Consider the following 14,706-nt stretch of genomic DNA (forward strand, 5'->3'; position numbering starts at 1 on the left):
AGACGCCCACGATTGATGGGTGCAAATTGAAAGGATGGGCTTATGCCGATCAAAAACCGTTTTGCCGAAATGCAGGCCGAGATCGCCGATTGGCGTCAGGATTTTCACGCGCATCCTGAGATCCTGTTTGAAACGCATCGCACGTCAGGCATCGTTGCGGAGAAATTGGCCGAATTTGGCTGTGATGAGATTGTCACCGGGATTGGTCGCACGGGTGTTGTTGGCGTCATCAAGGGGCGCAAAGACAGTGCGGGCAAAGTGGTTGGGCTGCGCGCGGATATGGACGCGCTTCCGATCCATGAAGAAACCGGCGTGGACTATGCGTCGCAAACCGATGGGGCGATGCATGCCTGTGGTCATGACGGGCACACGGCGATGCTGTTGGGGGCGGCGAAATATCTGGCCGAGACGCGGAACTTTGATGGGACTGTGGTGCTGATTTTCCAACCGGCCGAAGAAGGCGGCGGTGGCGGCAAGGAGATGTGTGACGACGGCATGATGGAGCGGTTTGGCATCCAAGAGGTGTACGGCATGCACAATTGGCCCGGCCAGCCTGTGGGGCAATTCGCCATTCGCCCCGGACCGTTTTTCGCAGCGACTGACGTTTGGGAGGTCGCATTTGAAGGCAAAGGCGGGCATGCCGCCAAGCCAAATGACACGGTCGACACCACCGTGATGGCGGCGCAGGCGGTTGTGGCGCTTCAGACCATTGTGGCGCGAAATGCTGATCCGATTGAACAGTTGGTGGTCAGTTGCACCTCGTTTGAAACATCGTCGACCGCGTTTAACGTCATCCCGCAAGGGGTTGTGATCAAAGGAACAACGCGCACGTTGTCAGGCGAGATGCGGGATTTGGCCCAAGAGCGGATCACCCAAATCTGCGAGGGGATCGCCGCCACCTTTGGTGGCACTGCCAAGGTTGAATACACCCGCAATTATCCGGCGATGGTGAACCATGAGACCCAGACCGAGTTCGCCGCCAAAGTGGCTGAGGATGTGTCTGGGGGCTGTGATGATGCGCCGCTTGTAATGGGCGGCGAGGATTTCGCCTTTATGCTGGAAGAACGTCCGGGGGCCTATATTTTGGTCGGCAATGGCGACACGGCGGCGGTGCATCACCCAAAGTACAACTTCAACGATGACGCCATTCCCGCGGGCTGTAGCTGGTGGGCCGAGATTGCGGAACAGCGCATGCCGCTTGCCTAGATCCGAGACGCAGTGTGAGGGGCGCTGCCCCTCGCGCTTTGCGCTCACCCCGAGGTATTTCGGGCAAGAAAAAGAGCGCATTTAAGGGGAAGATTACCCGCCGGTATGGCTCATGTGGCGCACGGTTTGCCCGCTGACTTTCTGGCGCGAGTAGTCGAAATCATGGCCTTTGGGTTTGCGGCTGATGGCGGCGTGAATGGCTTTGATCAGCGCGTCATCATCCTTGCTGGCCCGCAGGGGACCGCGCAGGTCTGACATGCCGTCATGGCCCAAACAGGTGTAAAATTGGCCGGTACAGCTCATCCGGACCCGGTTACAGCTTTCGCAGAAATTATGGCTTAGGGGTTGGATCAGCCCGATTTTTTGCCCGGTCTCTTCCACACGGATATAGCGCGCGGGGCCGCCGGTGTTATCTGATAGATCGGTGAGCGTGAAGTGCTGGGCCAGTTCCGCGCGCAGATCCGTCAGGGGCCAGTATTGGCCGAGACGCGCGACCTCATCCATATCGCCCATTGGCATGACCTCAATAAAGGTCAGATCCATATCGCGTTCGGCACACCAGCTGACCAGATCAAAGAGTTCGTCCTGGTTGAAATCCTTCACCGCAACGGCGTTGATTTTTACCCGAAGCCCCGCTTTTTGCGCCGCATCAATGCCCTTAAGCACTTGGGGAAGGCGTCCCCAGCGGGTGATTTTGGCAAATTTCTCTTCGTTTAATGTATCAAGCGAGACGTTGACACGTTTGACCCCCGCCGCCACCAGATCATCGGAAAAGCGGTGCAATTGCGAGCCATTGGTGGTCAGCGTCAGTTCGCGCAGCGCGCCACTTTCCAAATGACGCGACATGGCGCCAAAGAAATCCATAATCCCGCGTCGCACCAAAGGCTCACCACCAGTGATACGCAGTTTTTCAACACCTTGGGTGATAAACGCCGAACAAATCCGGTCCAACTCCTCAAGCGTCAACAAATCCTTTTTCGGCAAAAAGGTCATGTTTTCTGCCATGCAATAGGTGCAACGAAAATCGCAACGGTCTGTGACCGACAGCCGCAGATATGTGACGGGGCGTTGAAACGGGTCAACCAGACGGGGCGTTTCTTGAGGCATTTCGCGGGGCTTTTCCATGGCGAGACCCTATGCCTGCGCGTTTGGGCATGCAAGAGCCGACGAAGGAATTGACCGTTGAACCGCGATCAATTTTGCGTCACGCTTCGCGATATGAAACAGTTGATTTTGATCCCCGCTCTTAGTGTTCTTCTGGCCGGTTGTGCCGGATTTGATATACCTCAGATATTGCCAATGCCCTCCGCCCCGGATGCGGGGACGACGACATCTGCTCCGGTTGCGCCGCCACCGCCTGTGGGGGCTGTTACGGTTGAGCAATTTGACACCACAAGTGCCGAAGATCGCGAAGATGCGGTGGTTTCTACACCGCTTTCACAAGGGGCATTGGGGCAAACCATTGCCACGTTGGGGGATCCGGCGGCGCCTGGGTTTTGGCTGGAAACGCCCTTGGTGTCCTCGGAAACAGAAGGGCGCGTGACGGCGGCCAATACCGGCCGGACGGTCAAGGTGACCCTGCGACCGATTTCAGGCCCAAATGGTGCGGGAAGCCGTATTTCGCTGTCGGCTTTGCGGCTGCTTGATCTGCCCTTGGCGGGGCTGCATGAGCTTGAGGTTTATGGATTGTGACGGACATAACTTGGCAGGACGAAAGCCGATCGCGCAAGTTGATCAGCACTTGGGCACCGTGGGCGAAGATGCGGGCGGATTTCAATTGGACTATCCCGGAGCATTTCAACATTGCCGAACGCTGTTGTGACAGTTGGGCCGCGCGTGACCCGTCCCGCGTGGCGCTGACCCATGTGGATCAGGATGGCGGCGCGCGGGATTGGACCTATGGGGAATTGCGCGACGCCTCTGACAGGTTTGCCACCGTTTTGCGGGCCCGCGGTGTGGTTGCTGGCGACCGGGTTGCGGTGCTGTTGGGGCAGGGGCCAGAGGTTCTGATCACCCATTTTGCGGCCTATAAAATTGGCGCAATTGTCCTACCGCTATTCACGCTTTTTGGCGCCGATGCCTTGGCCTATCGCCTGTCTGACAGCGGTTCTAAGGTTGTGGTTACGGATCGTGCAAATCATTCAAAGCTCAGTGAAATTCGCGATGGGCTTCCGGACCTTGGCGATGTTCTTTTGTCAGACGAGGATGCGTTTTGGGCAGAGCTGAACGCCGCCACGCCGCTGGCCGAACCGATGAACACCTTGGCCGAAGATCCGGCCCTGATGATTTATACCTCTGGCACCACCGGCCCGCCAAAAGGGGTGCTGCACGCGCATCGGTTCTTGCTTGGCCATTTGCCTTGCGTGGAAACCTATAACGAGGATTTTCCGCAGGCCGGTGACAAAGGCTGGACCCCGGCGGATTGGGCGTGGATTGGGGGGCTGATGGATCTGGCGATGCCATTTCTGTATTTCGGTGTGCCGATTGTCAGCCACCGGATGCGCAAGTTTGAAGCGGAGGCCGCGTATCGCCTGATCGCCGATCATAAGATCCGCAATCTCTTTATGCCGCCGACAGCGTTGAAACTGATGCGCCAGTCGGAGGCGCCCCCAAAAGACGTCCAAATTCGCTCGATCGGGTCGGGCGGCGAAAGCCTTGGGGCGGAGCTGCTGACATGGTCGCGCGAGGTGCTTGGGGTTGAGGTGAACGAGTTTTACGGCCAGACCGAATGCAATCTTGTGCTGTCGTCCGTGGCCGGTGCGATGGCGGTGAAACCCGGCGCGATGGGGCAACCTATTCCGGGGCACGATGTGGCGGTGATCAACGCAGGTGGGCAGGAAGCTGCGCCCGGTGAAATGGGTGAAATTGCCGTGCGCCGCCCCGATCCGGTGATGTTTTTGCGCTATTGGAACTTGCCTGAGAAAACGGCTGAGAAGTTTCACGGGGACTGGATGCGCACCGGTGATCTGGCGTCACGGGATACGGAGGGATATTTCACCTTTGCCAGCCGCGATGATGACGTGATCACCTCAGCGGGGTACCGCATTGGCCCCAGCGAGATCGAGAATTGTTTGATGTCCCACCCGGACGTGCTGATGGCCGCCGTGATTGGCGTGCCGGATCCCTTGCGCACCGAGGCGGTGAAAGCGGTTGTGGTGTTGCGCGAGGGGTGTGCGACGGACGGCAAGGATCGCGAATTGGTGGATCTGGTCAAAGCCCGGATCAGCCCCCATGTGGCGCCGCGTATTGTCGAGTTTGCCGACAGTTTGCCGCTGACAGCGACTGGGAAGATCATGCGCAGGGAGTTGCGCGCGACCTCATAACAAAAGGGTGCGGGGGGCGATCCCCCGCAGCTCTTTATTCTTCTTCGGATGTGTGGTCAGCGGGCCCGTTGGTGTCTGTTTGGGCCATCGACATGTCGGTCACAGCCTCTTCGTCTGGGTCATTCACGACCGGAGCAGGCAGGTCTTCTGGGGTGAACCCGATGTGCCGCCCGGCTTCTTTCACCGCAAAAGCTTTCATCGTATTGCCATGCTCCATCAGGAACATACGCACGCGATCCGCGTCATGTTTTGACAGATCCCGCAACCACCACGCCACAGCCTTTTGCATTGCGCCATGTTTCAACGAAGTCATGCCCGCAACCCAACCAAGAATGCGCTCGCGCGCCTCTTGCTCCTCAGGTTTTGGGTTGTTTTGCTTGGTCCAGGGCAGGGTGATCACAAGGGCCGCGCGGCGGGTCCAAAGCGTATCGGGCCAAGGATCTGCGGTAACCCACGCCTCAACCTCATCAAGGCGCGCGGAGTCGGCGATCAGGCGTTTTTGCCCGGCCATACAGGCGTGATCGGCAATGGCCCAGCTGTCAAACTGTGGCACCCAGCTTTTGATCAGCTCCCATGCGCCCTCATCCGGCCGCATCCGGGCTTGGGTCAGCAGTTTGGCGGCCGCAATGCGGGCCTCAAAGATATCCGTGTTCCACAGCGCATCGGCCAGCGCCACACGTTCGTCCACGCTCAGATCCTTGCGCCAGGCTTTGGTCAGATCGTTGAGCACGGGGTTGGACACCCCCAGCACCTCACGCGTTTGCTTGTGATAGGCTGCACTTTCCACCGCCCGTTTCGGGTCGATGTGGGCGCGCATCGCGTCAAGGGCTTGGTCCAGGGTCATGTGTCGTCTCCGAAGATGCCCGTTGGCAGGCCATCAATTGTCGTTGTGTTTTTCTCGGCCCAATAATCTTCGACCGTACCGGATTTGGCGGCCATAGCGGGCAAAAGGATGTCGCGTTCGGCGGTGAATTCCATTTCTGGAACCGCATACCCGCAGGAGGTCTGCACCGTTTCGACGTGCATGTCATAGATTTGACGGGCTGTATATGGCTCGTCAAACAGGGCCAGAGCATCTCCCCAACCCTCATCGCGCGGATGCAGCGTTTTCGCGGTGCCATAGGCGCGCAGGATCAGCGGCCGCTTGCCAAAGCTGCACCACATCAGCGTCATCCGGTTTGACAGGCGCAAATGCCCCGCCGTTTCATTGCCTGAGCCTGTGTAATTCAGCCAAAGGATCCGATTGGGGCCGACGACGCGCAGACTGTCCATCCCCTTGGGCGAGATATTCACGCGCCCCTCTGACGCTGCGGTGCCCGAAAAGAAGATCGGTTGCTCATTGATAAAGCTTTGATGGGCGTCTTCGATGCGCGCAAACTGTTTTGCCATTGGTTATTCCACGGTCACGGATTTGGCCAAATTGCGAGGCTGGTCCACGTCTGTGCCTTTGGCAATGGCGGTGTGATAGGCGATCAATTGCGCGGGGATGGCGTAGAGGATCGGCTGAAGCAGGTCCGGCGCTTCGGGCATGGTGATCGAGGTCCAAACCCCGTCGCCCGCATCTTTCATCGCGCGCGCATCAGACACCAGAACCACCCGTCCACCACGCGCCATCACCTCTTGCATGTTGGAAACCGTTTTGTCGAACAGCCCGTCATGCGGGGCCATTACCACAATTGGGGTGTGCTGGTCGACCAAGGCAATAGGGCCGTGCTTCAATTCACCTGAAGCATAACCTTCGGCGTGTATGTAGCTGATTTCTTTTAGCTTTAATGCACCCTCCAGTGCGAGGGGGAACATCTGGCCGCGACCTAAGAACAGCACGTCACGCGCTTCGGCCAGTTTGGCCGAGACGGCGCGCGTGGCGTCATCAATCGACAAAGCTGCGCTCATCAATCCAGGCAGTTGGCGCAGCTCGCCCAGCTTTTGGGCCAGGCCCGTGTCATCCAAATGCCCGCGCTGATGGGCCGCTTTCAGGGCCATCACGGCAAAGCTGGTGAGCTGTGCGGTGAAGGCTTTTGTCGAGGCGACGGACACCTCGACGCCTGCGTGGATTTCAATCGCCACATCACTTTCACGCGCGATCGAGCTTTCAGGGGCGTTGATCAGGCCGACGATGTGATCCGCTTTGCCTTGGGCATACCGAAGGGCGGCGAGCGTGTCCGCGGTCTCGCCTGATTGGCTGACGAAAAGCGCGGCGGTGCGGGGGCTAAAGGGGGCCTCGCGGTAGCGAAATTCAGAGGCCACATCAATGTCAACGGGCAGGCGGGCGTAATGTTCGAACCAATATTTGGCGGTGAGGCCCGCGTAATAGGCGGTGCCACAGGCCACAATGGACAGCCGGTCAATCTTGGCGAAATCCACCTGTCCCATGTCCATGGTGATCGTTTCGTTTTTCACATAAGCCGAGAGGACTTCGCCCACAACGGTGGGCTGCTGGGCAATCTCTTTGGCCATAAAGTGTTTATAGCCGCCTTTTTCCGCCATATTGGCATCCATGCGCACCTGCTTCATCGGCCGGTTGGCGCGACGCCCTTCGGCATCATAAATCTCAGCGCCAGCACGGGTGACTACGGCCCAGTCGCCTTCTTCCAGATAGGTGACTTTGTCGGTCATGGGGGCCAGCGCAATTGCATCAGAGCCGACGAACATTTCGCCGTCACCGTGGCCGATGGCCAATGGGCTGCCTTTGCGGGCGGCGATCATCAGGTCATTCTCACCATCAAACAGGAAACACAGCGCAAACGCGCCATCAAGGCGGCTTAGGGTGGCCTCAACCGCATCCTTGGGGCTGGCCCCTTTGTCCAAGTGGCTTTGCGCCAAAAGGGCGACCGTTTCCGTGTCGGTTTCGGTGTTGAAGTCGAAGCCTTCGGCGGCAAGCTCGGTACGCAGCTCGCGAAAGTTTTCAATGATCCCATTATGCACAACCGCCACAGGCCCCGCGCGATGCGGGTGGGCGTTATCGGTGGTTGGGGCGCCGTGCGTGGCCCAACGGGTGTGACCAATGCCGGACTTTCCAGCCAAGGGATTGTGCACCAGATGGTCTGATAGGTTCACCAGTTTGCCAACGGCGCGTCGGCGGTCAAGCGTGTTGGTTTCGTCAATTGTGGCAATGCCAGCACTGTCATAACCGCGATATTCCAACCGTTTAAGGGCTTCGACCAAAATGGGGGCCGCTTCGTGATTGCCCAATACTCCAACAATACCACACATATTAAATGTCCTTTTTCTTCTTGGCTTTCAGCGCCCGAAGTTTTGCAAATAGTTTCACCGCCAGCATCGGTTTGACCTGTTGATCCGCACGCGCAATGGCCAAGGCACCATTCGGGACGTCTTTGGTGATGGTAGAGCCTGAGGCGGTCATCGCCTCTGTCCCGACCCGCACAGGGGCCACCAGCATCGTGTCCGATCCGATAAAGGCGCGTGCACCAATTTCGGTATGGTGCTTGTTCACGCCATCATAGTTGCAGGTTACGGTGCCCGCGCCAATGTTGGCCTCGTCCCCCACGGTGGCATCGCCGATGTAAGACAGGTGGTTCACCTTGGCACCTTCACCGATTTGGGCGTTTTTGATCTCGACAAAATTGCCAATTTTCGCCCCATTGGCCAATTCCGCACCGGGGCGCAGGCGGGCAAAGGGGCCGACAATGGATTTGGTTGAAACATGGCAGCCCTCAAGGTGGCTGAACGCCCGAATGCGCGCACCACTTTCGACGGTCACATCGGGGCCAAAATAGACGTTGGGTTCCACATAAGCATCGCGGCCAATCACGGTATCCAGCGAGAAATACACGGTTTCAGCAGCCTGAAGGGTTACGCCGTCCTCAAGCGCCTCGGTGCGGCGACGGTTTTGAAACAGGGTCTCTGCGCTCGCCAGTTCGGTGCGCGAGTTGATGCCCAGTGTTTCCGCCTCATCACAGGTGATGGCGACCGCTGACAGGTCTTGGGCGCGCGCCACTTCGACGATATCGGTCAGGTAATACTCGCCCGAAGCATTGTCGTTGCCGATGCCGTCCAGAAGATCAAACAAGGTGCTGGCCTTGGCGGCGATCACACCGCTGTTGCACAGGGTAATGGCACGCTCGTCTTCAGTTGCGTCTTTGAATTCCACAATCCGGGCCAAGGCGCCGTCTTTGACAACGAGGCGCCCGTAACGACCGGGATCCGCCGCATCAAACCCCAACACCACCACATCGGCCCCATTCGCGCGGGCCGCACGCATCGCATCGAGCGTTTCTGGACGGATAAAAGGCGTATCCCCATAAAGCACAATTGCGTCGCCATCAAAGCCCTTCAAAGCGGCGCGTGCTTGCAGGACCGCATGTCCGGTGCCCAGCTGCTCTTCCTGCATCACAATCTGAATGTCAGGATTGATCTCTTTTGCGGCCGCTTCCACCAGATCCGAACCATGCCCGACAACAAGCACAGTGCGTGCGGGGTCAAGATCGCGGGCGGCGGCAAGCGTATGGGCAAACAGCGGCGCATTGCCCACTTGGTGCAGAACCTTTGGCAGGTCCGATTTCATGCGCGTGCCTTTACCCGCGGCCAGGACGATCAATGCTGTTGTCATGTGGTTCTGCTCTTTCAATATCTTTTGCCCTGTTTTACCCCTTGGGAAGTTGCTCGCAAGAGGGCTAGGTTCAATTAACCTTACTGTCGGTTACAGGCTGATAGTCTATAGAGCACAGAAAACAAGAAAGGCGGCGCAGATTTGCCGAATTTGAGCATGCAAACAGTGATTTTTGATCTGGATGGAACATTGGCGGACACCTCGGGGGATCTGATCGCCGCGGCCAATGCCTGTTTTCGTGCCTTGGGGCATGAGAATCCGCTGCATCCCCTAGATGACGCTCTGACAGCCTTTCATGGTGGGCGGGCGATGTTGCGCCTTGGATTTGATCGGATTGGACAGGGGGGTGGCAATTGGGATGAGGCCGATGTCGACCGCGAATTCCCCAATTTGCTGATCCACTATGGCGCCAACATCGACCAACACACGCGGATGTATCCCGGTGCAATTGAGGCCGTGAAGCGGTTGAACGCCAGCGGTTATGCGGTGGGGATCTGCACCAATAAACCAGAGGCCTTGGCGGAACAATTGCTTGGGCAATTAGGCATCCGTGATTTATTTGCGTCGATGATTGGGGCGGACACACTTCCAACGCGAAAGCCTGATCCTGCGCCGTATTTGGCGGCGGTGCGGCAAGCGGGGGGGGATCCTGCGCGCTCGTTGATCATTGGCGATACAATCACCGATCTGAACACTGCGCGCGCCGTTGGGGTGCCTTGCGTGTTGGTGGGGTTTGGCCCCGAAGGGCAGGGCGTTGCGCGCCTTGACCCTGATGCGATGCTGGATCATTTTGATCAGCTGCAAGACGTGGTGCAACGGTTGATCGGCGTGCCGGTGGAAGCATGAGTTCTTCACATCCAAGATCAGAAAACGACCCGCAGAGGCCAAGGTGGAGCCAGCCATGAGCGAGATTTTTAAGGGAAATTTCACCCAGCAAGAGCCCATTCCGGAGGACGCCATTGAGGCGGCGATGAGCGTGCTTAAAAGTGGCCGCTTGCATCGCTATAACGTGGCTGAAGGCGAGCTGTCACAAGCCGCTTTGTTGGAGCAGGAGTTCGCTGCCGCCATGGGCGCGAAATTCGCTTTGGCGGTATCATCTGGCGGCTATGCAATCGCCACGGCGCTGCGAGCGGTTGGGGTGCAACCCGGGGATCGCGTGCTGACCAACGCTTTCACGCTCGCCCCCGTGCCCGGAGCGATCGCATCCTTAGGGGCTGAGCCTGTGTTTGTTGAGGTGACCGAAGCGCTGACCATTGATCTTGAGGATCTTGCAGCGAAGATCTCGCAGGATGCTGATATCAAAGTGCTTCTGCTCAGCCATATGCGTGGGCATATCTGTGACATGGACCGGCTGATGCAAATCTGTGATGCGGCAGGGGTGATTGTAGTTGAGGATTGCGCCCATACGATGGGCGCGCGTTGGGATGGCACATTGTCTGGGCGCCATGGTGCGATGGCCGCCTATTCCACGCAAACCTACAAGCATTTGAATTCGGGTGAAGGGGGAGTGCTGATCTCTGATGATCCGGACCTGATGGCGCGGGCGATCATGTTGTCGGGGTCTTATATGCTTTATGAACGTCACCTTGCGGGACCACCTGCGGACGCCTTTGAAAAGGTGAAATATGTCACCCCGAACATCTCTGGCCGGATGGACAATCTGCGCGCGGCGATCCTGCGCCCGCAATTGGCCCAGCTCGACGGTCAATGTGCGGCGTGGAATGCGCGCTATGCCGAGGTTGAGCGGGGGCTGGAAAACACGCCGGGCCTGACGGTGATTACGCGCCCTGATGCCGAAGCCTATGTGATGTCGTCGTTCCAGTTTTTGCTGCTGGATTGGTCGGATGCGGATGTGAACAAGGTTCTTGCACGCTGCGGCGCGCGCGGGGTTGAGTTGAAGTGGTTTGGCGGGGCAGAACCGACCGGTTTCACCAGTCGCTATGACAGTTGGCGCTATGCCGACACGCCTGACATGCCGAAAACCAACCGGATTTTGCGCGGCGTGCTGGATCTGCGCCTTCCGCTGACCTTTAGTGTTGAAGATTGTGCCCAGATTGCGCGGATTATTCGCGACGAAGTGTCCATGGTCTACCAAGCCGCCGAATAACCGCCGCAAACGCCCGTAAAAATTATCGTTTAAATTCAAGTTTCGAGAGGCTGTGACGCTATGTCGTCGCAGCCTTTTCTTGACTCATATTCACGGCTTGCCTAAGAACTGAACAAGCGTTCAATAATGGCCTCGAAACCCAACCCTTTCGTCAATGGCCCATGAAAAGGAAATCCGCATGTTCACAAATTCCATGAATTTCGACCTTGGTGAAGACGTCAATGCCGTGCGCGAGATGGTGCATGCTTTTGCCCAAGAGCGCATCAAGCCCTTGGCCGAACAAGCCGACAAAACCAACGAATTCCCAAATGAGCTTTGGAAAGAATTTGGCGAGCTGGGCCTGTTGGGTGTGACCACATCCGAGGAATACGGCGGATCGGACATGTCTTACCTCGCGCATGTTGTGATTGTCGAAGAGATCGCGCGGGCCTCGGCCTCAATCTCGCTTTCCTACGGCGCGCATTCGAACCTTTGTGTGAACCAAATCCGCCGCAACGCCAACGAAGAGCAAAAGCAGAAGTATCTGCCAAAGCTCTGTTCCGGGGAGCATGTGGGGGCATTGGCGATGTCCGAAGCGGGCGCTGGCTCTGACGTTGTGAGCATGAAATTGCGCGCCGAAAAGCGCAATGGGTACTATGTTTTGAACGGCACCAAGTTCTGGATTACCAACGGGCCGGACGCGCAGACACTGGTGGTTTACGCAAAAACCGACCCGGATGCGGGCCCCAAAGGCATCACCACCTTCTTGATCGACAAAGACATGAAGGGCTTTAGCACTTCGGCGCATTTCGACAAAATGGGCATGCGCGGGTCAAACACGGCTGAGCTGATCTTTGAAGACGTCGAAGTGCCGTTTGAAAACGTGCTGGGCGAAGAGGGCAAAGGCGTGAATGTTCTGATGTCCGGGCTGGATTACGAACGCGTGGTTCTGTCGGGCATCGGCACCGGCATTATGGCCGCCTGTATGGATGAGATCATGCCCTATCTGAAAGAGCGTAAACAGTTCGGCAAACCCATTGGTGACTTCCAACTGATGCAAGCCAAAATCGCGGATATGTACACGGCGATGAACTCGGCCCGTGCCTATATCTATGAGGTCGCCAAAGCCTGTGATCGTGGTCAGGTGACCCGTCAGGATGCCGCCGCCTGTGTGCTTTACGCGTCCGAAGAAGCAATGAAGCAAGCGCACCAAGCGGTGCAAGCGATGGGCGGCACCGGCTTTATGAATGAAAGCACCGTGAGCCGCCTGTTCCGCGACGCGAAGCTGATGGAAATCGGTGCGGGCACCTCGGAAATTCGCCGCATGTTGATTGGCCGCGAATTGATGGCGAACCAGTAATGTTGCGCTGGGCGACACTTGTTGCGCTGACCTGTGCGGGGGCTCCGGCCGCGGCACAGGACATCACCTATTCCTTTGATGCCACCGAAAACTGTCTGGCGGAAAAGGGCAAAGATGGCGAGGCGCATCAGTGTTTTGGGGCGTCTGCGACGGCCTGTATGGAGGCCGGTGAAAGCGGCTGGACCACTGTGGGCATGGTGCAATGTCTTGATGCCGAAGCGCATGATTGGGATCAGCGTTTGAACGCCGCCTACGGGCTGTTGATGGCGGGCAGCAAGGCGATGGACGCCGAAATGGCAGAGCTTGGATCAAGTGCGCCCAGTCAGGCTGACGCCTTGCGTGCGATGCAACGGGCCTGGATCCCGTTTCGCGATGCGTCTTGTGAATACGAACGCTCGACTTGGGGCGGTGGCACCGGGGGCGGTCCCGCCAGCCTGTCTTGTTATCTCAATCTGACGGCCACACAGGCCTGGTCACTTGAACAAAATGTTGCGGCCACTTCTGCCGGAACCTGCAACCACAAGGGATGCACAGAATGAAACTTCAATCCACTGCAATGCCGGGCTCTGAGGCCTATAAAGCCAATCGTGCTGGACATTTGGAACATTTGAAAGTGGCGGCGGATGCGGCTGAGGCGGCGATGCAAGGGGGCGGGGAGCGTTCGCGCGAACGCCACCTGTCGCGGGGCAAGATGTTGCCACGCGATCGGGTCTCGAACCTGTTGGATCCGGGCAGCCCCTTTCTGGAAATCGGCGCCACTGCGGCGCATGACATGTATGATGGCGCAGCCCCTGCCGCAGGTGTGATTGCGGGTATTGGTCAGGTGCATGGTCAAGAATGCATGATCGTCTGTAATGATGCCACGGTGAAGGGCGGGACCTATTATCCGCTGACCGTGAAAAAGCACCTGCGCGCACAGGAAATTGCCGAGGAATGCAACCTGCCGTGCATCTATTTGGTGGACAGCGGTGGGGCCAACTTGCCGAACCAAGACGAAGTCTTCCCGGATCGCGATCACTTTGGGCGGATCTTCTATAACCAAGCGCGTATGTCGGCCAAAGGTATTCCGCAAATCGCGGTTGTGATGGGGTCCTGTACGGCGGGCGGCGCTTATGTGCCGGCGATGTCCGATGTGACCATCATTGTGAAAGAACAGGGCACGATCTTCCTCGCAGGTCCCCCGTTGGTGAAAGCAGCAACAGGTGAGGTTGTGACAGCTGAAGACCTTGGTGGGGGGGATGTGCACACACGCCTGTCTGGTGTGGCGGATTATTTGGCCGAAGATGATGCCCATGCGCTGGCGCTGGCCCGCCGTGCCGTTGAAAGCCTGAACCGCGAAAAGCCGTTCACTGTGAGGTGGCAGGAACCGGAAGAGCCGCTTTATGACGCAGAGGAGCTGTTGGGGGTTGTGCCTGCTGATCTTAAAACCCCCTATGACATTCGCGAGGTGATCATGCGCGTGGTGGATGGGTCAAAGTTTGACGAGTTCAAACCGCGTTTTGGCGAAACACTTGTCACGGGATTTGCGCATATCATGGGCTGCCCCGTGGGGATCATCGCCAACAACGGTGTGATCTTTTCGGAGGCCGCCCAAAAGGGTGCGCATTTTGTAGAACTGTGCTCTCAACGTAATATCCCATTGATTTTTTTGCAAAACATCACCGGCTTTATGGTCGGTCGTAAGTATGAAAACGAAGGCATCGCGCGTCACGGGGCAAAAATGGTGACCGCCGTGGCCACCACCAATGTGCCAAAGGTGACGATGGTTGTGGGCGGCTCTTACGGGGCTGGAAACTACGGCATGGCAGGGCGGGCGTATCAGCCGCGCTTCATGTGGTCCTGGCCCAATTCGCGGATCTCCGTGATGGGCGGTGAACAGGCGGCGGGGGTTTTGGCCACCGTGAAACGCGACGGGATTGAACGCAAAGGCGGCGAGTGGTCCGCAGAAGAAGAAGCCGCATTCAAGCAGCCCACCATTGATATGTTTGAGGAGCAGAGCCACCCGCTTTACGCCTCGGCCCGGCTTTGGGATGACGGTGTGATTGACCCGCGCAAATCGCGCGAAGTGCTTTACCTCTCGCTGCTTGCCGCCCTCAACGCCCCGATCGAAGACACGAAATTCGGCGTCTTCCGCATGTAATCGCCCAGAAGGGATACAGAT

13 protein-coding genes are annotated in these 14,706 nt (G+C 57.8%); 8 read left to right on the forward strand and 5 right to left on the reverse strand.

Going from position 1 to position 14,706, the window contains the following annotated elements:
* The first annotated feature begins 42 nt into the window (after positions 1-42).
* Positions 43-1,206 carry a M20 aminoacylase family protein gene (locus tag KKW20_RS07135; protein ID WP_214567180.1) on the forward strand — a complete coding sequence of 388 codons (1,164 nt, stop codon included), beginning with the start codon at positions 43-45 and terminating at the stop codon, positions 1,204-1,206.
* Positions 1,207-1,299: 93 nt separating this feature from the next.
* On the opposite strand, the gene moaA is transcribed toward KKW20_RS07135, so the two are convergent.
* Positions 1,300-2,331 (reverse strand): GTP 3',8-cyclase MoaA, encoded by a 1,032-nt coding sequence (gene moaA, locus KKW20_RS07140; RefSeq protein WP_246534493.1) that lies wholly within the window; start codon positions 2,329-2,331, stop codon positions 1,300-1,302.
* Between the two features lie 93 nt (positions 2,332-2,424).
* On the opposite strand from moaA, the gene KKW20_RS07145 reads away from it, so the two are divergent.
* Positions 2,425-2,898, forward strand: a complete 474-nt coding sequence (locus KKW20_RS07145; RefSeq protein ID WP_214567181.1) for a hypothetical protein — start codon at positions 2,425-2,427, stop codon at positions 2,896-2,898.
* A 68-nt stretch (positions 2,899-2,966) separates the two neighbouring features.
* Positions 2,967-4,529, forward strand: coding sequence for an AMP-binding protein (locus KKW20_RS07150; protein ID WP_214567333.1), 1,563 nt, complete (start codon positions 2,967-2,969; stop codon positions 4,527-4,529).
* Between the two features lie 34 nt (positions 4,530-4,563).
* Here the strand turns inward: KKW20_RS07150 and KKW20_RS07155 are convergent, their stop codons facing one another.
* From KKW20_RS07155 to glmU, 4 genes are read right to left on the reverse strand one after another with little or no spacing between them, the layout of a single operon-like run.
* The gene (locus tag KKW20_RS07155; protein ID WP_214567182.1) at positions 4,564-5,373 is read right to left on the reverse strand and encodes a DNA alkylation repair protein; all 810 of its coding nucleotides are present in this window, start codon (positions 5,371-5,373) and stop codon (positions 4,564-4,566) included.
* The gene (locus KKW20_RS07160; RefSeq protein ID WP_214567183.1) at positions 5,370-5,918 is read right to left on the reverse strand and encodes a pyridoxamine 5'-phosphate oxidase family protein; all 549 of its coding nucleotides are present in this window, start codon (positions 5,916-5,918) and stop codon (positions 5,370-5,372) included. Before KKW20_RS07160 ends, KKW20_RS07155 begins: the two co-directional genes overlap by 4 nt.
* Before the next feature lie 3 nt (positions 5,919-5,921).
* Complete coding sequence (gene glmS / locus KKW20_RS07165) at positions 5,922-7,742, reverse strand: glutamine--fructose-6-phosphate transaminase (isomerizing) (protein ID WP_214567184.1); 1,821 nt, start codon at positions 7,740-7,742, stop codon at positions 5,922-5,924.
* Position 7,743: 1 nt separating this feature from the next.
* Complete coding sequence (gene glmU / locus KKW20_RS07170) at positions 7,744-9,099, reverse strand: bifunctional UDP-N-acetylglucosamine diphosphorylase/glucosamine-1-phosphate N-acetyltransferase GlmU (protein ID WP_214567185.1); 1,356 nt, start codon at positions 9,097-9,099, stop codon at positions 7,744-7,746.
* A 156-nt stretch (positions 9,100-9,255) separates the two neighbouring features.
* Between glmU and KKW20_RS07175 the strand changes: the two genes are divergently transcribed.
* The 5 genes from KKW20_RS07175 to KKW20_RS07195 all read left to right on the forward strand — a co-directional run bounded on the left by KKW20_RS07175 (position 9,256) and on the right by KKW20_RS07195 (position 14,685).
* Entirely contained in the window at positions 9,256-9,945 is a 690-nt protein-coding gene (locus KKW20_RS07175) for an HAD-IA family hydrolase (protein WP_214567186.1), read from the forward strand.
* Between the two features lie 55 nt (positions 9,946-10,000).
* Positions 10,001-11,206, forward strand: coding sequence for a DegT/DnrJ/EryC1/StrS family aminotransferase (locus KKW20_RS07180; RefSeq protein WP_214567187.1), 1,206 nt, complete (start codon positions 10,001-10,003; stop codon positions 11,204-11,206).
* Positions 11,207-11,384: 178 nt separating this feature from the next.
* Positions 11,385-12,545: an isovaleryl-CoA dehydrogenase gene (locus tag KKW20_RS07185; RefSeq protein WP_214567188.1), complete on the forward strand. Its 1,161-nt coding sequence runs from the start codon at positions 11,385-11,387 to the stop codon at positions 12,543-12,545.
* Positions 12,545-13,084, forward strand: coding sequence for a lysozyme inhibitor LprI family protein (locus KKW20_RS07190; RefSeq protein ID WP_214567189.1), 540 nt, complete (start codon positions 12,545-12,547; stop codon positions 13,082-13,084). The genes KKW20_RS07185 and KKW20_RS07190 overlap by 1 nt, the downstream gene beginning before the upstream one ends.
* Positions 13,081-14,685: a carboxyl transferase domain-containing protein gene (locus tag KKW20_RS07195; protein ID WP_214567190.1), complete on the forward strand. Its 1,605-nt coding sequence runs from the start codon at positions 13,081-13,083 to the stop codon at positions 14,683-14,685. Before KKW20_RS07190 ends, KKW20_RS07195 begins: the two co-directional genes overlap by 4 nt.
* The last annotated feature ends 21 nt before the right edge of the window (positions 14,686-14,706 follow it).

It is taken from the genome of Aliiroseovarius lamellibrachiae, assembly GCF_018599245.1.
Classification (GTDB): domain Bacteria; phylum Pseudomonadota; class Alphaproteobacteria; order Rhodobacterales; family Rhodobacteraceae; genus Aliiroseovarius; species Aliiroseovarius lamellibrachiae.